24 protein-coding genes are annotated in these 23,997 nt (G+C 59.3%); 6 read left to right on the top strand and 18 right to left on the bottom strand.

The genetic code is table 11. The annotated features are described in order from the left end of the window. Positions 1–750: an electron transfer flavoprotein subunit beta/FixA family protein gene (locus tag ACOYXJ_RS17625; RefSeq protein WP_007908338.1), complete on the bottom strand. Its 750-nt coding sequence runs from the start codon at positions 748–750 to the stop codon at positions 1–3. A 550-nt stretch (positions 751–1,300) separates the two neighbouring features. Between ACOYXJ_RS17625 and ACOYXJ_RS17620 the strand changes: the two genes are divergently transcribed. Next, complete coding sequence (locus ACOYXJ_RS17620) at positions 1,301–2,965, top strand: electron transfer flavoprotein-ubiquinone oxidoreductase (protein ID WP_038364428.1); 1,665 nt, start codon at positions 1,301–1,303, stop codon at positions 2,963–2,965. A 185-nt stretch (positions 2,966–3,150) separates the two neighbouring features. Here the strand turns inward: ACOYXJ_RS17620 and ACOYXJ_RS17615 are convergent, their stop codons facing one another. After that, on the bottom strand, positions 3,151–4,041 hold the full coding sequence (locus ACOYXJ_RS17615; protein ID WP_008085522.1) for an AraC family transcriptional regulator: 891 nt from the start codon (positions 4,039–4,041) through the stop codon (positions 3,151–3,153). A 192-nt stretch (positions 4,042–4,233) separates the two neighbouring features. On the opposite strand from ACOYXJ_RS17615, the gene ACOYXJ_RS17610 reads away from it, so the two are divergent. Beyond that, positions 4,234–5,286 carry an NAD(P)-dependent alcohol dehydrogenase gene (locus ACOYXJ_RS17610; protein WP_007908332.1) on the top strand — a complete coding sequence of 351 codons (1,053 nt, stop codon included), beginning with the start codon at positions 4,234–4,236 and terminating at the stop codon, positions 5,284–5,286. Here ACOYXJ_RS17610 and ACOYXJ_RS17605 read toward each other — a convergent pair. The 10 genes from ACOYXJ_RS17605 to ACOYXJ_RS17560 all read right to left on the bottom strand — a co-directional run bounded on the left by ACOYXJ_RS17605 (position 5,283) and on the right by ACOYXJ_RS17560 (position 13,629). After that, positions 5,283–6,086, bottom strand: a complete 804-nt coding sequence (locus tag ACOYXJ_RS17605) for an IclR family transcriptional regulator (RefSeq protein ID WP_034155326.1) — start codon at positions 6,084–6,086, stop codon at positions 5,283–5,285. The two genes, ACOYXJ_RS17610 and ACOYXJ_RS17605, sit on opposite strands and share 4 nt — an antisense overlap. A gap of 60 nt (positions 6,087–6,146) precedes the next feature. Beyond that, entirely contained in the window at positions 6,147–7,457 is a 1,311-nt protein-coding gene (locus ACOYXJ_RS17600) for an MFS transporter (RefSeq protein WP_460372974.1), read from the bottom strand. Positions 7,458–7,639: 182 nt separating this feature from the next. Then, positions 7,640–8,788 carry a galactonate dehydratase gene (gene dgoD, locus ACOYXJ_RS17595; RefSeq protein ID WP_007908327.1) on the bottom strand — a complete coding sequence of 383 codons (1,149 nt, stop codon included), beginning with the start codon at positions 8,786–8,788 and terminating at the stop codon, positions 7,640–7,642. A 46-nt stretch (positions 8,789–8,834) separates the two neighbouring features. Then, complete coding sequence (locus ACOYXJ_RS17590) at positions 8,835–9,455, bottom strand: 2-dehydro-3-deoxy-6-phosphogalactonate aldolase (RefSeq protein ID WP_150706517.1); 621 nt, start codon at positions 9,453–9,455, stop codon at positions 8,835–8,837. Between the two features lie 19 nt (positions 9,456–9,474). Then, positions 9,475–10,464 (bottom strand): 2-dehydro-3-deoxygalactonokinase, encoded by a 990-nt coding sequence (locus ACOYXJ_RS17585; RefSeq protein WP_460370717.1) that lies wholly within the window; start codon positions 10,462–10,464, stop codon positions 9,475–9,477. A 105-nt stretch (positions 10,465–10,569) separates the two neighbouring features. After that, entirely contained in the window at positions 10,570–11,100 is a 531-nt protein-coding gene (locus tag ACOYXJ_RS17580) for a hypothetical protein (protein WP_134176393.1), read from the bottom strand. Beyond that, positions 11,097–11,831, bottom strand: coding sequence for an alpha/beta hydrolase family protein (locus tag ACOYXJ_RS17575; protein ID WP_150706520.1), 735 nt, complete (start codon positions 11,829–11,831; stop codon positions 11,097–11,099). Before ACOYXJ_RS17575 ends, ACOYXJ_RS17580 begins: the two co-directional genes overlap by 4 nt. Positions 11,832–11,836: 5 nt before the next feature. Beyond that, the gene (locus tag ACOYXJ_RS17570; protein WP_150793067.1) at positions 11,837–12,331 is read right to left on the bottom strand and encodes a PAAR domain-containing protein; all 495 of its coding nucleotides are present in this window, start codon (positions 12,329–12,331) and stop codon (positions 11,837–11,839) included. Then, positions 12,328–12,990 (bottom strand): hypothetical protein, encoded by a 663-nt coding sequence (locus ACOYXJ_RS17565; protein WP_460370714.1) that lies wholly within the window; start codon positions 12,988–12,990, stop codon positions 12,328–12,330. Before ACOYXJ_RS17565 ends, ACOYXJ_RS17570 begins: the two co-directional genes overlap by 4 nt. A gap of 159 nt (positions 12,991–13,149) precedes the next feature. After that, positions 13,150–13,629 carry a GNAT family N-acetyltransferase gene (locus ACOYXJ_RS17560; protein WP_102900012.1) on the bottom strand — a complete coding sequence of 160 codons (480 nt, stop codon included), beginning with the start codon at positions 13,627–13,629 and terminating at the stop codon, positions 13,150–13,152. Positions 13,630–13,859: 230 nt separating this feature from the next. On the opposite strand from ACOYXJ_RS17560, the gene ACOYXJ_RS17555 reads away from it, so the two are divergent. From ACOYXJ_RS17555 to ACOYXJ_RS17540, 4 genes are all read left to right on the top strand, one after another. Further along, on the top strand, positions 13,860–14,513 hold the full coding sequence (locus tag ACOYXJ_RS17555) for an HD domain-containing protein (protein WP_460370712.1): 654 nt from the start codon (positions 13,860–13,862) through the stop codon (positions 14,511–14,513). 109 nt (positions 14,514–14,622) lie between these two features. After that, entirely contained in the window at positions 14,623–15,834 is a 1,212-nt protein-coding gene (locus ACOYXJ_RS17550; RefSeq protein ID WP_460370710.1) for an MFS transporter, read from the top strand. 67 nt (positions 15,835–15,901) lie between these two features. Further along, on the top strand, positions 15,902–16,243 hold the full coding sequence (locus tag ACOYXJ_RS17545) for a hypothetical protein (protein ID WP_007908306.1): 342 nt from the start codon (positions 15,902–15,904) through the stop codon (positions 16,241–16,243). 44 nt (positions 16,244–16,287) lie between these two features. Then, positions 16,288–16,542 (top strand): hypothetical protein, encoded by a 255-nt coding sequence (locus ACOYXJ_RS17540; RefSeq protein ID WP_064588665.1) that lies wholly within the window; start codon positions 16,288–16,290, stop codon positions 16,540–16,542. A 152-nt stretch (positions 16,543–16,694) separates the two neighbouring features. On the opposite strand, the gene ACOYXJ_RS17535 is transcribed toward ACOYXJ_RS17540, so the two are convergent. The 6 genes from ACOYXJ_RS17535 to araG all read right to left on the bottom strand — a co-directional run bounded on the left by ACOYXJ_RS17535 (position 16,695) and on the right by araG (position 23,967). Beyond that, positions 16,695–17,624, bottom strand: a complete 930-nt coding sequence (locus tag ACOYXJ_RS17535; RefSeq protein WP_150793072.1) for a PfkB family carbohydrate kinase — start codon at positions 17,622–17,624, stop codon at positions 16,695–16,697. Then, positions 17,617–19,083, bottom strand: coding sequence for a purine-cytosine permease family protein (locus ACOYXJ_RS17530; RefSeq protein WP_150793073.1), 1,467 nt, complete (start codon positions 19,081–19,083; stop codon positions 17,617–17,619). The genes ACOYXJ_RS17535 and ACOYXJ_RS17530 overlap by 8 nt, the downstream gene beginning before the upstream one ends. A gap of 213 nt (positions 19,084–19,296) precedes the next feature. Next, positions 19,297–20,295, bottom strand: coding sequence for an ADP-ribosylglycohydrolase family protein (locus tag ACOYXJ_RS17525; protein WP_460370706.1), 999 nt, complete (start codon positions 20,293–20,295; stop codon positions 19,297–19,299). Next, positions 20,292–21,005, bottom strand: a complete 714-nt coding sequence (locus ACOYXJ_RS17520) for a GntR family transcriptional regulator (RefSeq protein ID WP_123595145.1) — start codon at positions 21,003–21,005, stop codon at positions 20,292–20,294. Before ACOYXJ_RS17520 ends, ACOYXJ_RS17525 begins: the two co-directional genes overlap by 4 nt. 436 nt (positions 21,006–21,441) lie before the next feature. After that, positions 21,442–22,410 carry an L-arabinose ABC transporter permease AraH gene (araH, locus tag ACOYXJ_RS17515; RefSeq protein ID WP_026000669.1) on the bottom strand — a complete coding sequence of 323 codons (969 nt, stop codon included), beginning with the start codon at positions 22,408–22,410 and terminating at the stop codon, positions 21,442–21,444. A gap of 12 nt (positions 22,411–22,422) precedes the next feature. Then, complete coding sequence (gene araG, locus ACOYXJ_RS17510; protein ID WP_460370702.1) at positions 22,423–23,967, bottom strand: L-arabinose ABC transporter ATP-binding protein AraG; 1,545 nt, start codon at positions 23,965–23,967, stop codon at positions 22,423–22,425. Positions 23,968–23,997: the final 30 nt, after the last annotated feature.

Below are 23,997 nucleotides of genomic sequence, written 5' to 3'. Positions count from 1 at the left end.
TTAGATTACCTTCGCTTCGTTTTTCAGTTTCTCGACCAGTTCAGCCACCGACTTGACCTTGATGCCTGCGCTGCGTGCAGCCGGCGCTTCGACTTTCAGGGTCTTGTTGGTGGAGGCGGTGGAAACGCCCAAAGCGTCCGGAGTCAGCACTTCGAGAGGCTTCTTCTTGGCTTTCATGATGTTTGGCAGGGACGCATAACGCGGCTCGTTCAAACGCAGGTCGGTGGTGACGATTGCAGGCAGTTTCAGGGAAACAGTCTGCGCGCCGCCGTCGATTTCGCGAGTCACGGCAACGCTGTCGCCCGAGACTTCGACTTTCGACGCGAACGTGCCCTGACCGTAGCCGCTCAATGCAGCGAGCATCTGGCCGGTCTGGTTGTTGTCGCTGTCGATGGCCTGCTTGCCGAGGATCACCAGCTGCGGCTGTTCCTTGTCGACCACAGCCTTGAGCAGCTTGGCCACGGCGAGCGAGGTCAGATCTTCAGCGGATTCGACGAGGATGGCACGGTCGGCACCCAGAGCCAGTGCGGTACGCAGCTGCTCCTGAGCGGTGGTCGGGCCGATGGAGACGACGACGATTTCAGTCGCAACACCTTTCTCTTTCAGGCGTACGGCTTCTTCCACTGCGATTTCGCAGAACGGGTTCATCGACATCTTGACGTTGGCGAGATCGACGCCGGAATTGTCCGCCTTGACGCGAACCTTGACGTTGTAATCCACAACGCGTTTGACAGCTACAAGAACCTTCATGGATTCCTCGTTACTCTCCGGTGAAAAGAAAGTCGCCTAGGCGAACCTGGCGGTTGATGCTCATCAGGCTAAAAGGGCACCTCTAAAAACGCCGACCGGGGTGCGAGGTAATTGCACGGCCTTGAGGGGTGCGACCGTTCGTCAGTGGTGACCGACAAGTCATTGATCCTCACGCTGTGTAAACTGCGCGCCAGACTGCGCTGCGCATCACTCTCAACCACCTCTGCCCTGTCTTTAGACGTGCTCTTGAAACCGCCAGTCTGCCTACGACGAGCGCAAAACCGCCCGTATCTTGACCGGAACGCCTATTCCGGTCAATACAGCAAAATGACCATTCATAAGCCGCGCTTCTTTGATTTCTCTGGGCTGGAGCCGATTCAAACAAACGTTTGTATTGGACGCTCGGAGTGGTGTAGATATAATGCGCCGCCTAGAGAGAAAGGTCTGTTCTCCAATATTCCCCTTGACGTTAACGTAAAGGAATAGCGGATGCGACATCAAACCTCCAAATTAGAAAAAAAACTGTTGAGCCTTGAGTAGGAGATAGCCTGTGGAACGCGAATACATGGAATTCGACGTGGTCATCGTCGGTGCCGGCCCCGCTGGCCTGTCCGCCGCCTGCCGTCTGAAGCAGAAGGCCGCCGAAGCCGGTAAGGAAATCAGCGTCTGCGTGGTCGAAAAAGGCTCCGAAGTCGGCGCACACATCCTGTCCGGTGCCGTGTTCGAACCACGCGCTCTGAACGAACTGTTCCCGGACTGGAAAGAACTCGGCGCCCCGCTGAACACACCAGTGACCCGCGACGATATTTTCGTGCTGAAAAACGCCGAAAGCGCGCAGAAGATTCCAGACTTCTTTGTGCCCAAGACCATGCACAACGAAGGCAACTACATTATTTCCCTCGGTAACCTGTGCCGCTGGCTCGCCCAACAGGCCGAGAACCTTGGCGTAGAAATCTACCCGGGCTTCGCCGCCCAGGAAGCGCTGATCGACGAGCAAGGCGTGGTTCGCGGGATCATCACCGGTGATCTCGGCGTCGACCGCGAAGGCAACCCGAAAGAAGGCCTGTACACCCCGGGCATGGAACTGCGTGGCAAATACACGCTGTTCGCCGAAGGCTGCCGTGGCCACATCGGCAAGCAACTGATCAAGCGCTACAACCTCGACAGCGATGCCGACGCCCAGCACTACGGCATCGGCCTGAAAGAAATCTGGGAAATCGACCCGGCCAAACACCAGCCAGGTCTGGTGGTACACACCGCCGGCTGGCCGCTGGACATCATGGGCACCGAGAACACCGGTGGCTCGTTCCTCTATCACCTGGAAAACAACCAGGTCGTAGTCGGCCTGATCGTCGATCTTTCCTACAGCAACACTTACCTGTCGCCGTTCGACGAGTTCCAGCGCCTCAAGCATCACCCGGTGCTGGCGCAGTACCTCGAAGGCGGCAAGCGCATCAGCTACGGCGCTCGCGCGATCTGCAAAGGTGGCCTGAACTCGCTGCCGAAAATGGTCTTCAAGGGCGGCGCGCTGATCGGTTGCGACCTCGGCACCCTGAACTTCGCCAAGATCAAAGGCAGCCACACCGCGATGAAGTCGGGCATGCTCGCCGCTGAATCGGTAGCTGACGCGTTGTTCGCGGAGAAGGACGGCACTGAAGAACTGACCACTTATGTGGACGCGTTCAAGAAGAGCTGGCTCTACGACGAACTGTTCGCCAGCCGTAACTTCGGCCCGGCAATCCACAAGTTCGGCGCCATCGTCGGCGGCGGTTTCAACTGGCTCGATCAGAACATCTTCGGCGGCAAACTGCCGTTCACTCTGCACGACACCAAGCCGGATTACGCTTGCCTCAAGCTCGCGGCCGACTGCAAGAAGATCGACTATCCGAAGCCGGACGGCAAACTCAGCTTTGACAAGCTCAGCTCGGTGTTCATCTCCGGTACCAACCACGAAGAAGAACAGCCTTGCCACCTCAAGCTGACCGACCCGAGCATCCCGATCAGCAAGAACCTGCCGCTGTACGACGAGCCGGCGCAGCGCTACTGCCCGGCCGGCGTGTACGAAGTGATCACCAAGGAAGACGGCGAGAAGCGCTTCCAGATCAACGCCCAGAACTGCGTGCACTGCAAGACCTGTGACATCAAGGACCCTTCGCAGAACATCACCTGGGTCACGCCGGAAGGCGCTGGTGGCCCGACTTATCCGAACATGTAAGTCGAAGCGCTGAACAACAAGGCTCCCGATTTGGGGGCCTTTTTTGTTGCCCGCAATTCCTCTGACACCACAAAACAACTGTGGGAGCGAGCCTGCTCGCGAAAGCGGTGTGTCATATAAAGATGATGTCGATTGATACAGCGCCTTCGCGAGCAGGCTCGCTCCCACAAGGGATCTTCGTCGGATCAGGCAGCGCGCTCGTCTCCAGGACTACGCTCAAAGTAGCGCTTGTACTCGCGGCTGAACTGCGACGTACTCTGATACCCCACCCGATGCGCCACCTGCGCCACACCCAAGCCTTCGGCGACCAACAACGTCTGCGCCTTCAACAAGCGCAAACGCTTCAGATACTGCACCGGCGACAACAACGTGCTGCGCTTGAAATGCTCATGAAACGTCGACACGCTCATGTTCGCGCAACCGGCCAGGGTCTCGACATTCAACGGTTCGGTGTAATGCGCGTGCAGATGACTGATCGACGCCGCCACCCGCGCGAACTGCCCCTGCTGTTCGACCAGCGCGCGCAACACATCGGCCTGCGGCCCGCGCAACGCCACGAACAACAACTCGCGCACCCGCGCCGGCCCGAGAATCTGGCATTCCAGCGGATCGTGCAGGCAACTGAGCAAGCGCTCGACACAGCCACGCATGTCATCGTCGAGCACCACCGAGGTCATCGACTCCGGCGTCTGCGCCGGAATATGCCGGCCCGGCGCCAGCCCCATGGCCAGCACCAGCTCACCGAGCAACACCCGATCAATCGCCACCGACACGCCGAGCAACGGCGCATCCGGCAAGGCAAAGGTCTCGCATTCGAATGGCACCGGCAGCGCCTGAATCAGATAATGCCCGGCGCCATATTCCATTGTGCGCGGCCCGAGAAACGCCAGTTTGCTGCCCTGGGCGATGATCATCAGGCTCGGTTCATAAATGTGCGGGCCGCGGGCGACGTCACAACTGGCGCGCAACACTTGCACACCGGGCAACCCGGTCGGGGAATAACCATCGCGCAGCGCCAGCGGTTCGATCAGCGAAACCAGCCGCGCATTGGCATCAAGATGACGGGTCAATTGCATCGAATTGCTCTTCACAAAAAATCACGAAAATAAGGGATGAAAGCATCATCGCAGATCCTTTTGCCAATGCGACCGATCAAACCCGCATGCCGGAGGATTAGGCATGAGACCCGGAGAAATCGTCATGGCCGACCGGTCAGTCGACGCCCAAAATGCGCCGCCTCACTTGTTCCTGCTTTTGCGAGGTTTCACATGTATACCGCCATCGGTTATGCCGCCCAATCGGCCACCACTCCCCTCGCCCCGATGAAGTTCGAACGTCGCAGCCCGCGCGCCGATGACGTCGCGATCGAAATCCTTTACTGCGGCGTCTGCCACTCCGACATCCACCAGGCGCGCAACGAATGGGGTATCGCCGTTTACCCGTTGATGCCCGGCCACGAGATCGTCGGAAAAGTCACCGCGATCGGTGCGAATGTCACCCAGCACAAAGTAGGCGATCTGGTCGGCGTCGGCTGCATGGTCGACTCGTGCCGCACTTGCGAAGCCTGCCAGTCGAACCTTGAGCAATATTGCCTCGAAGGTCCGACCATGACCTACGCGACTCCGGATCGGGTCGACGGCAGCAACACCATGGGCGGTTATTCCGACAGCATCGTCGTCAGCGAACACTTCGTCGTGCGCATCCCGGAAAAACTGGCCCTCGCCAGCGCCGCACCGATTCTCTGCGCCGGCATCACCACCTACTCGCCGCTCAAGCACTATGGCGTCAAGGCTGGCGACAAGGTCGGGATTCTCGGCATGGGCGGTCTGGGCCACATGGGCATCAAGTTCGCCAAGGCCATGGGCGCCGAAGTCACGCTGTTCACGCGCTCGGCGAGCAAGGCTGAAGAAGGCCGCCGTCAGGGTGCCGATCATGTGATCGTTTCCACCGACGCCGAGCAGATGAAAGCCGCTGCCGGTTACTTCGACTTCCTGCTCGACACCATTCCGGTGCAGCACGATCTCAACCCGTACCTCGACACCCTGCGCTTCGACGGCGTGCACATTCTGGTCGGTCTGATCGAGCCGATCGATCCACCGGTACACGCCGGCAAACTGGTAATGAGCCGCCGTGTACTGGCCGGCTCGTTGATCGGAGGCGTCGCCGAAACCCAGGAAGTGCTGGATTTCTGCGCCGAGCACAACATCACCTGCGATATCGAAATGCTCGACATCCGCCAGATCAACGAGGCTTACGCGCGCATGATCGCCGGCGACGTGAAGTACCGTTTCGTCATCGACATGGCGACGCTCAAGGTTTAAACCTTCAGGCCAAGCTCTGCCGAGAGCCGGGCTGTGACCCCTTTGATCAGGGGAATCAGCTCGGCCATTTTTTCCAGCGGCATGTACGGCACGGTGCTGGCGATACTGATCGCCGCGACAATGCCCTTGCTCGCATCGCGAATCGGCGCCGCCACGCAGCGGATCGACGGTTCGTTGTCCTCCAGATCGAAGGCGTAGCCACCGGCAACGTACTCGGTCATGCGCTGCTCAAGCTGTTCCCACGACTGCTGGGGATGCTGCGGCCAGAACTGACTTTTCCCACCCGCCGGCAGGCTGATGTCGTACAGACGCTGCCAATCTTTCGGCGAGTCATCGAGCATCAACGCCTTGCCAATCCCGGTGCGCGCCAACGGCATGCGATGGCCGACCCGCGAACGCATTTCCGGACCATTGCGGCCCGGATTCTTCAGCAGATACAGCACCTCGTCGCCTTCACGAATGCCCAAATGCACGGTGTCGCCGGTCAGCGCCGACAACTCGTCCAGATACGGCCCGGCCAGGGTCACCAGCGGCAACTCTTCGCGCGCCTGAAAACCCAGCTCGATCAGCTTCGGCCCGAGCAGGTAACCGACTTGCGGCACCACGCGCAGGTAGCGCTCGTCGACCAGGCAACTGGCCAGACGATGGGTGGTGCTGCGCGTGGTGCCGATCAGCCGGGCAATCTCCTTGAGATCGCGGGCGCCACTGGCCACCGCTTGCACCACACCCAAGCCACGCAACAGCGTCTGCGTGCCGGTGGGCGCGGCGTCCTTGGTTTTTTCCGGAGCGTCTTCCTGCATATCCAGCCTTTACCGTTGAGCGAGGGAACGGGCGGCATTATGGTCGCCCGACGCAGACCACTACAACTCGATACGCTCGACCTTGCCGACCAGCAGCACGTAGGACAAAGCACCGATCAATGCGAGAACCGCGATATAGGTGATTGCTGGCGCGAACGAATCGCCGCTGGCGAGGAAGCCGATAACGATCGGCGTGGCGATCGCCGACAGGTTGCCGATGAAGTTGAACACCCCGCCGGTCAGCCCGAGCAAACGCGCCGGCGCCAACGTCGACACCAGCGACCAGGTGATCGAGGCCAGACCATTGCCGAAGAACGCCAACGCCAGAAAGGCAATCACCAGCGGCGTCGATTCAACGAAGTTGGCACCGATGATCGAGGTGGAAATCAGCAGCCCGCCAATGATCGGCAACTTGCGCGCGAAACCGACGGTGTAGCCGCGACGGATCAGGAAGTCGGAAAAGAACCCCGAACACAACACACCAATAAACGCGGCGAGAAACGGCAGCGACGCCAACAGGCCGGACTTGATGAAGTCCATGCCACGATACTTCACCAGATAAGTCGGGAACCAGGTGAGGAAAAACCACAGCGTCGAGTTCAGGCAAAACTGGCCGAGGTAGATGCCCCACAACTTGCGCTTGGTCAGGACGATGCCCAGATCGGTCCAGCTGAACTTGGCTTTGACCTTGGCCGACTCTTGCTGAATATCGACCAGACCACCGCCCTCGCGGATCAGGTCGATTTCCGCCTCGTTCGCGCCTTTGAAATCCCGTGGCTCGCGATACACCGCGTACCAGATCGCCGCCCAAATGATGCCCACCGCGCCGGTCGCGACGAAGACCATGTGCCAGCCGAATTCGTGTTGCAGCCAGGCCAGTACCGGGGTCAGGAATGCCAGGCCGACGAACTGCCCCGACGTGTAAAAACCAATCGCCGTGGCGCGTTCACGCTCGGGGAACCACGTCGTGACCACGCGGCTGTTGATCGGATACGCCGGCGCTTCCAGCGCACCGACCGCCATGCGCAATACAAACAACGCGATGAAACTCGCAGCGAAACCGAGCATCACCGTAGCCACAGACCACAACAACAAAGCGACGCTGTAAAGAATCCGTGGCGGCACGCGATCGACCAGCCAGCCGCCGGGGATCTGCATGGCGGCGTAAGTCCAGCCGAACGCAGAGAAGATCAGGCCGACGTGAATCGGGTCGATGCCCAGCTCACTGGTCAGCGCCGGCGCAGCAATCGACAGGTTACTGCGGTCGAGGTAGTTGATGACCACGGTGATAAACAGCAACACCATGATAAAAAACCGCTTGCGGCTGGGCGCGACTAAAGACGCCTGCCCGATGAGGGTTTGCGGTTGTATGGGGAGAGCCTCTTTTTATGTTTATTGAGGTCGGCCTGAGGCCTGATCGTTCCCACGCTCCGCGTGGGAATGCAGCCCGGGACGCTCTGCGTCCCAAAAGCGGACGCAGAGCGTCCATTGAGGCATTCCCACGCAGAGCGTGGGAACGATCTCACAGGGTTTTGTGGTGTGTCAGGCAGGACTCACCACTCGGCAAAGCTGCCATCGGCATGGCGCCAGATCGGGTTGCGCCAGCGGTGGCCGACGGCTGCGCGCTCGATCACGTATTCCTCGTTGATCTCGATACCCAACCCCGGCCCGTTCGGAATCTTCACAAAACCTTTGTCGTAATCGAACACCCGCGGATCTTTCACGTAATCGAGCAAATCGTTGCTCTCGTTGTAATGGATACCGAGGCTCTGCTCCTGGATAAACGCGTTGTAACAAGCCGCGTCCAGTTGTAAACACGCCGCCAGTGCAATCGGCCCCAGCGGGCAATGCAGTGCGAGCGCCACGTCGTAGGCTTCGGCCATGTTGGCGATCTTGCGGGTTTCGGTGATGCCACCGGCGTGCGAAGCATCCGGCTGGATGATGTCGACGTAGCCTTCGCTCAACACGCGTTTAAAGTCCCAACGCGAGAACAGTCGCTCGCCGAGGGCAATCGGTGTGCTGGTCAACGGCGCCAGCTCTTTCAACGCTTCATAGTTTTCGCTGAGCACCGGCTCTTCGATAAACATCAGTTTGTACGGATCGAGTTCCTTCATCAGCACCTTGGCCATCGGCTTGTGCACGCGGCCATGGAAGTCGACGCCGATGCCGACGTTCGGCCCGACCGCGTCACGCACGGCAGCGACGTTGGCCAGCGCCAGATCGACTTTCTCGAAGGTATCGAGGAATTGCAGTTCTTCGGTGCCGTTCATTTTCACCGCAGTAAAACCACGGCTCACCGCCTCTTTCGCCGCACGCGCGGTATCGGCCGGTCGGTCGCCGCCGATCCACGAATACACGCGAATCTTGTCGCGCACCTGGCCGCCGAGCAGATCACTCACCGACACCCCGAGGGCCTTGCCCTTGATGTCCCACAGTGCCTGATCGATACCGGCCAGCGCACTCATGTGAATCGCGCCGCCGCGGTAGAAGCCGCCGCGATACAGGACGGTCCAGATGTCTTCGATATTGCGTGGGTCTTTGCCGATCAAGTAGTCGGACAATTCTTCGACGGCAGCGGCAACGGTGTGTGCGCGGCCTTCGACCACAGGCTCGCCCCAACCGGTCACGCCCTCGTCGGTTTCGACCTTGAGAAAGCACCAGCGCGGCGGGACGATGAAGGTGGTGAGTTTGGTGATTTTCATCTTTTTGTCTCTCTTATAGATGCAGCGCACGCAGCGCCAAAAAGTCTTAGCGAAGGGCCTTCCACGCGGCCACGTAGGCCTTGGCATTCACCGCCACTTGCTCCGCCGTCATGCCCGGTTTGAACAGGCCGGAACCGAGACCGAAACCTTTCACGCCAGCGTCGATAAACGCCTGCATGTTGTCCGGTGTGATGCCGCCGACCGGCGCCAGCACCGTGCCGGCCGGCAACACCGCGAGCCAGGCTTTGACGACGGCCGGGCCCATCTGCTCGGCCGGGAACAGCTTGAGAATGTCCGCGCCCTCCTCCAGCGCCGCGAACGCTTCCGTCGGTGTGGCAACGCCCGGCGACAGGAACAGCCCCGCCGCTTTTGCCGCGCGCAAGACCTTGGCGTCGCTGTGCGGCATCACAATCACTTGGCCGCCGGCCTCTTTCACCAACGCGACCTGTTCCGGGGTCAACACCGTACCGGCACCGATCAGGCAATCGGCGGGCAAGGTCGTGCGCAGGATGCGGATACTTTCGTACGGCGAAGGGGAATTGAGCGGTACTTCGATGACGCGAAATCCGGCTGCATACAGGACTTCTCCGACAGCGGCAGCTTCCTGCGGATGCAGGCCACGCAGAATCGCGATCAGACCGTTTTGCGCCAATGCTTGCTTGAGCATGTCAGGCCTCCAGTCAGGGTTAACGGGATGAGGAATCGATCAGCCCGGCGGCCAGCGCCAGTTGCCACAGACCACGCTCGGTGGCCTGTTCGGCCAGCGTCACGTTGCTGAAGCCACAGGCGTCGAGGGCGCGGCTGTAGCGCGCACAGAGTTGCGCGTTGCCGATGAGGATGATCGAAGGAAGATTCGGGGTGTTGCGGCGACGCCGCTGAACGATGGCGAGCGCGGCCAATTCATGGCCGATCATCAGGCCGGACAGATAATCCGCCTGCGCGGTCGGGCTGAGTTCGCCGGTCAGGCCCAAGGTACGGGCACTGAATAAGGTCGACAGCACGCCCAGTTCACCATCTGCCGACTGCGCAACCTGCACACCGCGGTCAAACGCCAGAGCATCGAACGTCGCGCCTTGCTTCAGGGTTCGGCCGAGAATGCTGTGTTCGCTGAGCACGGCGAACACTTCGCCGGTCATGAACGTATCGAAATGGGTAATGCAGCCATCGACGACGTCGACCCATTTCGAGTGACTGCCCGGCAGACCGATCAACAGATCGGCACCTGCCTCAATCGGCAGATTCTGCAGCACACCGAGCACTTGGGTTTCTTCGCCACGCATCACGTTCGGCAGGCGCGAACGCTGAATCACACCCGGCACGATATGCACGACCGTGCCGCGCAGACTGACAACTGTTTGTAGGGAGCTTCCGAGATTGGCGACGTTCGCCGGCGTCTCGCAGTAGGCCGCTTCACGCCAGCCCTGCGCACTGCCGACCATGCCGCAGGCAATCACCGGCAGATGAGGCTGCGCATCGAGCCAGTCACCGCACGCCTCGTCGAACGCCAGTTCAAAACCATCGGCGCATTCGCGACCGTTGATGACTCGCGGCGTCTTGGGCAGTTGCATGATCCCGGACGACAGCGCGCGCTGCTCCAGCACCACACCACCCGCCGCGAGTTTGTAAGCACGTAATGAGGTCGTCCCCCAGTCGAGCGCGATCAATTGCGCCAGCATCGCTTCACCTGTTTTGTTTTTGGCAGTGAGTGCGACGGACTATAGACCTCTCAGACGGGAAATCTCAATATGTAATTTTGCATCCCACATTATGGGATAAAGCAATCATTGCACGCGCTGCTGTTCAATGACGTGTACGAGGTCAGTTGCTGGAATCAGCATTGACTTCGAATAGTATCCCCCGAATGAGTAAGCTGAGGTAAACACTCTGCAAGAGACGGCGTTACGTTCATTTAATAATGCCAGCAGTTCTTCCGCGCTCATGAAAACATTTGAAACGCCCTCATCCTCCTTTCTCACTGCGGACAATCTAGACGTATAAATATGGTCTAAACCAGACTTATCGGCGTCAACCTCAACAAGATTACCAACAAAATAATTAGTCAATTTATCGGAGCTTTCAAATTCAAGCTCTTTATCCAGAGAGCAAAACAATGTTTCACCCAACTGTGTTTCTCCCGTCGCATCCTTAAAAAAATTCAACACATCGGTCTTCGAACTAAAGCGAACACTCCAAGACAAACTATCGCCCCCTGTAGCGACAGAAATGAATTCAATCTCGGTATCAGGAAGAATCGGCCGCTTGGCACAAGAACTACATAGAAGCATCGTCAGCACAATAAATAGTCGTATCATTTTTTCGATTCCAAATATTGAGTCACTCGTTCATAAACTATATCGCACGCAGACTTTCCACCTTGAAGTTTGGAGCCGAAAAGCATGCCTGCCTGCCGATGATTCGCAATGATCGCCTCATTTATATCCGGGCCAGACGTCATGATCCAACGCTCTCCCAAGCTGGCAACAGTATCTGAATCGTCTTTTTCCTTCGGGGATGCCAATACATTGATCCAGTAATCTGCCGCGGGCTTTGGCGTCGTGAAATAAATATCAGAAAACATCCATACACCTGTACCACCGCCAACAGGATCGAGTGTTACCAACATCTTGACTGTATAACCTCGTTCTTTCAAAATCGAGGTCAAATGTGCACCATTCCACCCCCCAAGGCTATGACCAACAATCACAAGATAAACCGTCTTATCCCCTTTTAACGGGCGTATTACATACTTCTCGATATCCTTCTCACCGCGAACATCCTTATAGCTTATATAAGGTAAATTAACGTCGAGTTTTTGTTCCGGAGACAGTCTGTTCGACAACTGATTCCACGCATTTTGCACGTTATGATGAGGAGGTTCATTCTGATAATACTCCTCTTTATCCCCAGCACCGCCAATAAAGAAAACGGCTACCTTTTTCACTTTGACAGTAACTTGCTTGACGCTCTGGTCAGTCTTGCAGGTCAACTCATGTCCAGCCACTTCAGTTTTGCAGTCTCTGAGTGCAGGATTTTCGACTTCCATTTCGATCACTCTACAAACAATTTAATAGTTTCAGCCAAGTGAGAACTCACCATATGGGTAAAGCCCTGCTCATTGGTGATGCCATGTTCTATGCGCCCATCACCTCGCTGGATCGCATACGGATGATCGGGGATAGGCTCGCCAGTCGCCTCGTTAACCACTTGCAACCTGTCCGTAAAATGCACCGGCATCGGCAACAGCCCACTAAACGCCGCCCCTCCACCACTCTGCCCAATGATCACAGTCCCCGAACCACCAACCACGACATTGCCATGGCCTCCGGTGCTGTCGAGCGTGGCGGCATTCAAGCCGTTGATAAAAACGGTGCCGGAAACGGCTCCGGTAATCGGGCTGCCACACGCCGATTTATCGGTCATGCGCGCGGCGGCGAGGCCGTCGAAGAAGACGTCGGGCGAGCCGGAAACAATCGGGTTGGTGCCATGGCCCGGCAATGGGCAGGCGGTCGGGTCGGTGACGCGTGCAGCGGGTTTACCACTCAATTCAAAGCTCCTTGCTTCAGGGGTTCCGGGTGCGGCTGATGAATATCGATGTCGGTCGCGGCGAAGCGCCAGCGGTTGTCGACGGGGTCGAACAGGGCGTGGCAATGCTCACGGCTGTCGGGTGATGCGGCGGTTTGCAGGTGTCGCCAGGCTTCGTCGGTTTGCCAGGCCAGTTCGGCCGGCGTCGCATCGTCGAGTTCGTTGAGCCAGGCGTTGTAGTTGCGCAGGTGATTACGCTCGTAAGTCGATTGCAGCAGTTCGGCCATTTGTGCGCCGAGGTCGAGATGATGCTGGGCCGTCCACTGGCCGATATCGGAATAGACGTACCAGCCCATCGGCATCAACCCGCCGTCCTTGAGCAGCGAATGCCCGGCAGGGGCGACGAAACCGCAACAGACGTGCAGTGTCAGCCAGCCTTGATGAGCGTCGATAAACGCCGTCGGATCGAAGGTGCACAGCGGTATCACGCGGTAATCGGCGAGCCCGGCACTGCGCGTCATCAACTCGGCATCGAGGCGTGACACGAACGCACGAATGGCGCTGCCGCCCGTGCGGTTTGTCATGCACAGAATGTCGACCGGCTGGCGCTGGGGGTTGTCGCTCGAGCCTGAGTTTTTCACCAGGCCATACAGACGCATTGACACCCGTAGTCCGCTCATCGCCGGTCACTCGTTGACGCGGCGAAGGCTCCACGGGCGTGGAGAAGTTGTGCCAGAGGCATTGCAGGTGTCGTCCGTGAGCGCGCAAAAATGGCGCGTAGAATGCCGGACTAGAGCGCTGGCGACAATCGAATTACTGCCGGATTGCCATCATTGTGGTCAGCCCTCGGCAAACTCACGCAGGACCTGGCCATCCATGCGGTAGCGCACCCACTCTTCCTGAGGTTGTGCGCCAAGGGACTTGTAGAAATCGATGGCCGGCGTGTTCCAGTCGAGCACGCTCCATTCGAAGCGACCGCAGTCGTTGTCGCAGGCGATTTTCGCCAGGTGGCGCAACAAGGTTTTGCCAGCACCGCCGCCGCGTTGCTCCGGCGTGATGTAGAGGTCTTCGAGGTACAGGCAGTTGCTGCCGAGCCAGGTCGAATAACTGAAGAAGAACACCGCGAAACCGATCGGCACGCCGTCGCGCAGGCAGATCAGGCCATGGGCGGTGGCGCCTTCGCCGAACAGGCTGCGCTCGATGTCGGCAACGCTGGCGATGACTTCGTGGCGGGCCTTTTCGAAATCGGCGAGTTCAGTAATGAAGGCGAGGATTTGCGGGGCATCGCTGGGGGTCGCCGGGCGGATTTCGATCGTCATGGACGGGCCTTGTCGGAAAAGGAAAACGCCATACTAAGGTGGTGAGCGGCGCTCGTCACATGGCAAAACACACACTACCCTGCGCACTGTTGCAAACATTGCAGTTCCCTGTGGGAGCGAGCCTGCTCGCGAAGGCGTCCTTTCAGTCACCTGAATTGTTGATTGACAGACAGCATTCGCGAGCAGGCTCGCTCCTACACAGGGGACTTCGACAATCTGAAAGGATGCTTATGAAGCGTGAGTTTTTCACACCCGTGGCGGCACTGGCAGCAGAGTTGCTGCCGCACGCATTGGAGCCGTCCGACGACGGCGCCCACGACCTCGCCCACTTGCAGCGCGTCTGGCACAACGTGCGTACGTTGCATGAAGAAGAAGGCGGTGATCTTGAGGTGCTGTTGGCCGCCGTGCTCTTGCACGATTGCGTGGCCGTCGAGAAGAATTCACCGCTGCGTTCGCAGGCTTCGCGGCTGGCGGCAGATAAAGCTTCGGCAGTGCTGGCCGATCTGAACTGGCCCGAAGAAAAAATCACCGCCGTCGCCCACGCCATCGAAGCCCACAGTTTCTCCGCCAACATCACTCCGCGCAGCCTTGAAGCGAAAATCGTCCAGGACGCCGATCGCCTCGACTCACTCGGCATGCTCGGCGTCGCCCGTACCTTCTACATCGCCGGGCGTATGGGCTCGGCGCTGTACGACCCGCAGGATCCCGAAGCGAAACAGCGCGACTATGACGACAAACGTTTTTGCCTCGATCACTTCCAGACCAAACTGCTGCACCTCGCCGACGGTTTCCAGACTGCCGCCGGCCAGCGTCTGGCGCAGATCCGCCATCAGCGTCTGAAGGGTTTCATGGAGCAGTTCAAGGAAGAGATCGGCATCGCTTGAGCATTACTCCGGCGTGCAGTGATCCTGACTTCGCCAACCTCAGACCTAAGCCGCATGCCTGACGTGTTAAACAGACGACGCTGAATTTTTCCGGTCAAGGAACCGCGTCATGTCGCCAGCAACACCCAAGGTTTCAGGCAAGCTGTTCGGCCTGTTCTGTCTCGCCAGTTATCTGCTGTCGCTGTCCTATGGCTCGACGTTTTTGCTGTCGCTGCTGATCGGCTCTCGCGGCGGCAATGAACACGATGCCGGCAGTGTGATTTCGGCGGCGATGCTCAGTACGTTTGTTGCGGTACTGGTGTCCGGGCATCTGTCGGACTGGCTCGGCGCGGCGCGCTCGATTGCAGTATTCGGTCTGTTGCTGGTAGCGGCGAGCCTGGGTTTTGCGATGACGCCGGGGTTTGGGCATTTGCTGTTGTTTTTCGGCTTGCTGTTGGGATTGGGTTGGGGTGTTTTCTATACGTTGGGGCCGATCATCGTCGCCAGTCTGGTGACGCCGGCGCAGCGGGCCAAGTACTTTGCGTTGTTGTCGGGCAGCATGATGTCCGGTATCGGCAGCGGGCCGCTGCTAGGTCGTGCGGCGAGTGCAGTGGGTTTGCCGGTGACCTCGGCGTTTTATCTGGCGGCACTGGCGAGCCTGGTTGGCGTGCTGTTGTTCTGGCAACTCGGGGCTCGATTGAAAAGCACGCAAGTAACCTCGACCGCGAGAATCACTTGGCGAGCGACCACCCAAGTGCTCGGTTCGCGCGCGCTGTTCCCGATCATCATGGTTGGTCTCGGCGGTTGCGTATTCGGCGGTCTGTCGAGTTTTCAGACCAGTTACGCGGCGGCACGCTCGCTGGATTATTCGTTGTTCTTTCTCGGTTTCATGAGTGCGGCAATCAGCAGCCGGATGTTGATCGCCGGCTATGTGGTCAAGCGTGATCCGCTGCGCGCTTCTTGCCTGTTGTCGGGGCTGATGCTCGGCTCGATCGTGCTGTTCGCCTTCGGCGTACACAGTGGATTCACCTATTTGCTGGCGGCGTTGATGCTCGGCGTCGGGTATGGGCTGACGTATTCGGTGATCAACGGACTTGCGGCTAACGAAGCGCCGACCGGCACCACGTCACAGGCATTGCTTCTGTTCAGCCTTGCTTACTTTATCGGCGTATTCGGTTTCCCTTTGCTGGCCGGGAAAATCATCGTTGAACAGGGCATGGCGACGCTGCTGCTCACGGTATTGGCTGTGGCACTTGTGAACTGGCTGATCACCGTGGGTCGTCTGCTCTGGCGTCGACTCAAGCTCAAAACGGCAACGGCAATGCAGACCGTTCGTCGCTGATCAGGCACCAATCCGCTCACCGGGCAGACCAACGACAGGTAAGGATTCCAATCACTGGAGACGCCCTATGATCCCGTCAAGGTTGACCGCTTTCGTATTCAGCGCCCTGCTCTGCCCTGCGGTTTTCGCCGCATCCGCCACCGCTGCGGGCACCGGCCCTACCGATCCGACCCCACCACGCGCGCCCGCCATCAACAGTGCCCCCGGAATGAACACCGATGGCTCTGGCGTGCCGTTGATCAATCAGCCTCCCGCCACCGGGACCGACCCGCGCACGCAGGGCAGTGACCCGGGTCGTCAGGGCGGCATGAACACTCCCGACGCCCCCGCCACGCCAGACAACGCGGGCCCCGGCGTCGGCTCTAAAACCACCACTGGTGGCTCCGGTTCCGAAGGCTCCGGTCAGTAGTTCGCCGACGCGAGCGTCCTATTCAATCCAATGAAGAGGTAACCATGAACGTCGATAAAAACCTGGAAAAAGAAGTCCTCACCCGCCTGCTGCACGCTCACCCGAGTGGTCTGGGCAAGGAGGTGCTGGACAATTACCGGGGCGAGAAAGTCGTGGCCAGCGCCCTCGCCGCCCTGCAGGAACGCGGACTGATTCACCATGGTCATGTGACCTGCAACGAGGCCGGCGAACATTCGTTGAACCTGCCGATCAAGCTCAGTGCCGCTGGCGTTGAGGCGGCGCGCAAGCTGGATAGCTGAGCGATGTGATCGCTGATCATGCAGGAGCTGCAGTTGGCTGCGATCTTTGCTTTTATAAGATCAAAAGATCGCAGCCTTCGGCAGCTCCTACATTGGATCTGAGGCGAACATAAATCCCCTGTGGGAGCGAGCTTGCTCGCGAAAGCTATCTATCAGGCGCCTCCGGAATCGAAGATAAACGCATCCACCTCAGCCGCGCCCGGCGAAGTCGCCGGCCCCCACCGCGTCACCGCCAAAGCCGCCGCCGCATTCGCCCGTCGCGCTGCTTCATGGGCAGACAAACCCTGCGCCAACCCTGCGACAAACACACCGGCATGGGCATCACCGGCACCGTTGCTGTCCACGGCTTTCACGGCAAACCCCGGCACATGCCGACGCTCGTCACCTTGATGAATCCAGCAACCTTGCGGCCCGTCACGCACAACCATCAGCACGTCGTTGGGCAGATGCTCAGCGAGACGATCAAGCGCCACCGCAATCTCTTCAGCCCCGGTAAACCGCAGCGCTTCAACACTGTTGCTGGTCCACACATCAATGCGTGGCAGCAGCGCTTGCATCATCGGCGAGTCGGGCGATTCCACCAACGGGCCCGGATCGAACACCACGTTGATCGCGTCCGGCAACGCCAGCGTCCAATCGAGCAATGCCTGCGCCTTGCCTTCGTGGAGCAAGCTGTAGCCGCTGAGGTAAACGTAATCACCCGCCTCGGCGGCAACGCTGTTCAGATCCTCTTCGGTCACCTCACCTTCAGCGCCGATATAGGAAATGAAACTGCGCTCGGCCGACGCATCGGTCAGCGCCACACATAAACCGGTGTCCTTCTGCGCGGGTTCGGTGATGCCGATGTGAATCCCCTCGGCGTTCATCGCCTGCCGCGCCAGATCACCGAAACGCCCAGTGCCATGGCGACCGAGATATACCACCGGCAGGCCGTTACGCAGCGCTGCCGCCATCACATTGAACCCGCCACCGGCTTCGAAACCGGCCGACTGCGCCAGCACGTCACCACCAATCTGCGGCAGTTTATCCACGGCCATGACCAGGTCGATGATGACCTGGCCGGTGTGCAACATCTTAGGCATGAGCATTCTCGGTTTGCGCAGCGCGGCGATCTTTCGCCCCGCCCAGTACAAAGTAAATCCCACCAGCGACGACGAAAGTCACGATCCAGCCGAGGCCGTTGTGGCCCAGCCAAGAGTCGGACAGGAAGCCTTTGAACCAGACGTTCTCGGCGGTGGTGCCAATGGTGGTAAAGCTGAAGCCGAGGACGATGGCAATCGCCCACGCGCCAAATGCACGCCACTCGATGCCGCCGCGATACCAGTAGGCACTGCTCGGGCTGACGTCGAGCAGATCTGTCGGGCTGTAGTAGTGACGGTGAATCAGATCAACGACGAAGATCCCGACCCACGCAGTGATCGGCACCGCCAGCAGGGAAATGAAAGTGATAAATGGGCCGTAGAAGCTATCGGCGATCAGCATGAAGTAAATCGAACCGGCGAAGATCGCGACAATATCGACCACCACCGCGTAGACGCGTTTGACCTTGAGGCCGAGGGTCAGCGTGGTCAAACCAGCGGAATACACCGACAGGTTGTTCGACAGCAGCAAACCACCGAATGCGGTGATCAGGTACGGCACCGCCATCCAGGTTGGCAACATGTCGCGGATTGCCACGATCGGGTCAGTAGCCGACGCCAGATCGTTGTTGCCCACCGACAGCAGACCGCCAAGGGTGATCAGCAGGACCAGTGGAATGCCCGCGCCGAACGCGGCGGACGCAACCAGTCGCACAGCCTTGACGCTGCGATGTTGGTAGCGCGACATGTCTGCACCAGCGTTGGCCCAACCGATGCCGGTGCCCGCAGCCATGGTGCCGATACCGATGATCATTGCGCTCATCGGCGCTGGCGTGGCGTTGAACACCGCGCTCCAGTCGATGGTCGCGCAGAGGAAGCCACCGACGAGAATGTTCAGCGCACCGAAGACGTAGGTCGCCCACTTCTGAATCACTAGCAAGGTCGCATGGCCAAGACCGGACACCGACAGGGTCAGCAGAACGAAAATGGCGATGAAGATCAGCGTCAATATCGGTGCGCTTTTCGCTTCCACCGGCGAGCCGAACAGAATCGAGCACAGCGACAGCAGCACGAAAGCGGCAGTGGTGGTGTTGACGGTTTCCCAACCGAGACGCGACATCAGCGAGACCAGCGTCGGGCCGATATTGCCGCGCACGCCGAAGATCGCTCGCGACAACGTCAGGCTCGGTGCGCGACCACGGCGACCGGCAATCGAGATGATCCCGACCACCGCGAACGAACCGGCAGCACCGATGATCGCGACGATAATTGCTTGCCAGATCGCCAGCCCGCGAAACGCCACCAGCGTCGCGCCCAATGGCAGGCCGAGAATGGAAATGTTGGCGGCGAACCAGACCCAGAACAGTTGCAGCGGGTGGCCGTTGCACTCGGCTTCCGGAACCGGTTCGATGCCGCGGGTTTCCAGTTGCCCGGCGCTTTGCCCGACGTTTGATGAACTCATGAAGGTGCTCCTGTTTGCCTTTTTTGTGGTTGTGGCAATGATGCAAAACGACAAGACATCGCGGCCATCCTCGGCCTGTCTGCGCGATCCATTGCGGGTAAGTATTCAAGATTTGCAGTGCGGCCTTCGCGAGCAGGCTCGCTCCCACATGGGTTATGTGAACACTACAAATCCAATGTGGGAGCGAGCCTGCTCGCGAAGACGTCAGTTCAATCAGCGCAAGACCAACAGCCCCTGCACCAACGGCTCAAGCTCCAGATGATTAACGGCCTTCACCGTATCAATCATCTCGGCAGGCCAGCTCTCAAGGCCCAGGCAGGCACCGAGCATCGCGCCAAGAATCGCCGCGATGGTGTCAGTGTCACCGCCAAGACTGGCGGCCATGCACAGCGCATCAAACGCGCTCATCTCACCGACCGCCACTTGCTGCGCCAGCGCGAACGAGACCACCACCGACTCCTGCGACGCCACCGAAGTGCCAATCACGTCGTAGAGCAGATCCGCCAGCAAGGCCTTGTCGCTATCGACACTGATGGTGCGCGCCCAACTGATGCGCGAAGCAATACGCCCACCGGCGACCCAGTGCCCGTGCGACTCGGCTTGCTGAGCGATGTGCTGACCGAGGTTCAACGCCTCACCCAGGTCCATGCCGTTGATGCCGGCGGATACCACCGCCGCCACGGCTGCCGCACTGGAAATCCCCAGTGTGGTGTTGTGCGTGACCTGGCAGGCCTGCACCACCGCCGCAATAAAGCGCTCCGGATCAGAAACATCCGCCGCAATCCCCACCGGCGTAATGCGCATCGCCGCGCCGTTGGTAGTGCCGTAGCGCCCGGCCTCTTCCGGCGAATGGCCGGCGAGGATCATTTCAATGGCGCGTTTGGTCGACGGCCCAAGCAAATCCTGCGAGCCCTTGGCCTGCATCTCGGCTTCCCATTCGATCAAGCGTTGCGCAAGGATTGCCGGTTCGATGCGACCCTTGCCTTCGACCAGCAACTCGCCGACCAGAATGGCCTGTTCGGTGTCGTCGGTGATCGAGCCTTTGGGCATGTTTGCGGCGATCGGCTGCAACGGACCTGCGTCCTGCAGATCGGTGATCTGGCCGAAACGGGTCTTGATGGTTTCGCGGTTCAGCGATTGCGTCGGCATGCCCAGCGCATCACCGAGGGCCAGGCCATAGAAAGCGCCGAGGGCACGGTTGAGCGCGGTCATTTCGATTCTCCAAATTGCAGGTGCAGACGGAAATGCACCGGGTCGAGCAGGCTTTCGACCAGCTCCATGAACCGGTTCTGCCGGTCGTAAGTGGTGCGCAGGGCTTTGAGGAACACCGTGCCCTCAGGGCGGCCAAGCAGTGCGGCGTCTTCGGCATTCAACGGTTCGGCGCCGATCCATTGATCGCCGCGTTCGCCGATGTAGCCGTAGGCGGCCAGGGTGATGGTCAGTGAATTGTCGATCAGACCAACGCGCGGCAGGCTTTCCAGGCCGCCGGTGGCCGGCATCAATGAGCGTTCGAGAGAGACCAGCGTGCCTTCGCTGGAGCGGCGGCGACGGTCGAGGGTGATGAATTGGTCAGTGCCGAATCGCGATAGCAGGTCTGGCCGGGTCACGGCTTCCAGACGCAACACTTCGGTATTGATCATCGCCCCGCTGTCGGCCAAGGCCTGCGCCCAGCCGCTGCGCTGGTCGAGGGCGACACCGTCGAAAGTGACGATGGAGCCGACGCCGCTTTGCGTGGCGATGTAGTTACGCCGTTTCAGTTCGGCCAGCGCTTCGCGCAGCGTGCCTCGGCTGACTTGGAATTCTTGAGCCAACTGATGCTCGCCGGGCAACAGAAAGCCGTCCTCCATGAGACCGCTTTCGATGCGCCGGACGAGTTCGTCGACCACCCGTTGTTTCTTGTCAAATCGTACCTGTCTAATCATGTACAAATTGATACCCGAAACGGGTGCGGGCGGGCAAGAGATATTTGGTAGTTCGGACAGAAGGCGGGAAGATCAACAGCACCCTCACCCTAGCCCTCTCCCGCAGGGAGAGGGGACTGAATGGGGATGCTCAAGAGGTACGCCGACCTGAAAGTGCTTCGCCGAATCCATAATCGACGAGCACTGTCAGGTTGACGGATCACCTCGGTCGGCCCTTCCCCTCACCCTAGCCCTCTCCCGGAGGGAGAGGGGACTGAATGGGGGATATTGTGGAGGTTCGCCGACCTGAAGGTACTTTGCCGAATCCACAATCGACCCGAAAGTGCTGTTCCGAATCCATAGTCGACGAGAACTTTCAGGTCGACGGATTACGCAAGACCACTCGGTCGGCCCCCTCTCCCTCCGGGAGAGGGCTGGGGTGAGGGTAGCCTTTGACTCAGCGTTGTTTCAGGCGGTCAATCACCACGGCCAACAGCAAAATCGACCCACGAATCACATACTGATAAAACGTGTCGATGTTCTTCAGGTTCATCGCATTCTCAATAATCGCCAAAATCAACACCCCGGCAATCACATGCCGGATCATGCCAATCCCGCCGCTCAACGACACCCCGCCCAACACACAAGCCGAGATCACCGTCAGTTCAAAACCCTGGCCAATCATCGGCTGCCCCGAGGTCATCCGCGACGCCAGAATCACCCCCGCCAACGCACCAATCACCCCATGCACGGCAAAGATAATGATCTTGGTCCGGTCAACGTTCACACCCGCCAGCAACGCCGCTTCCTGGTTACCACCGATGGCCATGGTGTTGCGCCCGTAGGTGGTGTAATTCAGCAACCAGCCAAAAAACAGAAAGCAGACGATGGTGATCAGAATCGGCACCGGCACGCCGAACAACTGGCCATTGCCGAAGACAAAGAACGATTCCTGCGACACGCCCACCGCTTTGCCGTTGGCAAAAATGTACGCCAGCCCACGAACGATCTGCATGGTCGCCAACGTCGTGATCAAGGCATTGACGCGCAACTTGGCAATCACAATCCCGTTGATCAACCCGACAATCAGGCCCATGACCAACGCCGCACTGACACCGAGAAATACGCTGTTGGTGTCACGCATCACCACCGCCGCGACCACGCCAGCGCAGGCAATCACCGAGCCCACCGACAAGTCGAAATGCCCCGACGCCAGGCAGTACAACATCGTGCACGCGGCAATCCCTGTGGTGGAAATCGCCAGGCCGAGGCCACGCATGTTCAGCGGCGAGAGGAAGTTGTCGATCAGCAAGGTGCAGGCGACAAAAATGCCCACGGCCGCCAGCAGCATGACCCAGTCGTCGAGGAAGCGGCGCATGTCCAGAGGTTTGCGCTCTTTGGGCAGGGTTTCGTTTTGGGTTGTCATCATAGTCACCTCTCAGTTCGCCACGCCGTCAGCGCGGTGGCGCGGCAAAGCCAGTTGCAGCAGGTTGGATTCATTGGCCTGGTCACGGCTGATTTCGCCGCGCAAAGCGCCTTCGCAGAGCACCAGAATGCGGTCGGAAATACCCATCACCTCCATCAGATCGCTGGACACCACGATCACCGAAATGCCGTCGGCGGCGAGGTTATGGATGATCTGGTAGATCTCGGCTTTGGCGCCGATGTCGATGCCGCGAGTGGGTTCGTCGAGCAGCAAGACCTTCATCGGCATCGACAGCCAGCGGCCAAGAATGGCCTTCTGCTGATTGCCGCCGGAAAGGAATTTGATCTGCTGGCCGGCGTGCGGGGTTTTCACTTTCAGGGCTTTGATCTGTTTGTCAGCGTTGCCCTTTTCCCACAGACCGCGAATCAGGCAGCCGAGACCCGAATGGGCACCGCGTGCACTGATGTTGATGTTCTCGGCGACGCTGGCCAGCGGGATGATGCCTTCCTTCTTGCGGTCTTCCGGACAGAGCAAAATGCCCGCCGCAATCGCGTCGCGCGGTGAACGCAGTTTCAATTCATGACCGCGCAATTCGAGGCGTCCGGCGGTGTTGCGCTCCAGCCCGCTGAGCAGGCGAAACAGCTCGGTGCGCCCTGCCCCGACCAGTCCGAACAGGCCAAGAATTTCACCTTTGTGTGCCTCGAAACTGATCGGCTCGCGCAGACCCGGGCCGAGCAGGCCGGAGACCTTCAGAGCCACGGCGCCGCGTGGACGATGGCGATAATCGTAGATGTCCTGAATGTCGCGACCGACCATGCAGGTCACCAGTTGATCATGGGTCAACTGGCTCATGTCCTCGAAAGTGCGCACGTAGCGACCGTCCTTGAACACCGTCACCGCGTCGCAGATGCGGAACACTTCTTCCATGCGATGGGAAACATAAAGCACGACTTTGCCTTCGTCGCGCAGGCGGCCGATGATCGTCATCAAGCGGTCGATTTCGCGGGCCGAAAGGCTGCTGGTCGGTTCGTCGAAAGCGATGACGTGGGCGCCGCGCGACAGCGCTTTGGCGATTTCCACCAGTTGTCGCTGGCCGAGGGACAAGCGTCCGACCTTGGTCTGCGGATCGATTTCGTCGGCCAGGCCTTTGAGGCAATTCAACGCTCGCTGGCGTAACACACCGCGGTTGATCAAACCGAAACTGGCCGGCAGATGGCCGAGAAACAGGTTTTCGGCGACGGTCATTTCCGGCACCAGATGCAGCTCCTGGTGAATCACCGCGACGCCGCTGCCGATGCTGTCGGCAGTCGATTTGAACGCCATGGTCTGCTCGCCGATCTGCAACTCACCGCTGCTCGGAATATAAGCACCACCAAGAATTTTCAGCAGGGTCGATTTGCCAGCGCCGTTTTCGCCCATCAAGGCATGAACCTGCCCCGGATGCGCGACGAAACTGATCGCGTCCAGCGCCTTCACCCCGGGAAAGGTTTTGCCGATCCCGTTGAAGCGCAGGCTGCCGCTGGCGCTGTGTTGTTGTGTTTGTACTTGCGCGTGCATAAAGCCACCTCTTCACACCAAAAAACGGCC

This window comes from Pseudomonas sp. Tul2A7, from assembly GCF_054790505.1.
The sequence above is the reverse complement of the archived record's forward strand: the minus strand, read 5'-3'. Positions and strand labels throughout refer to the sequence as shown.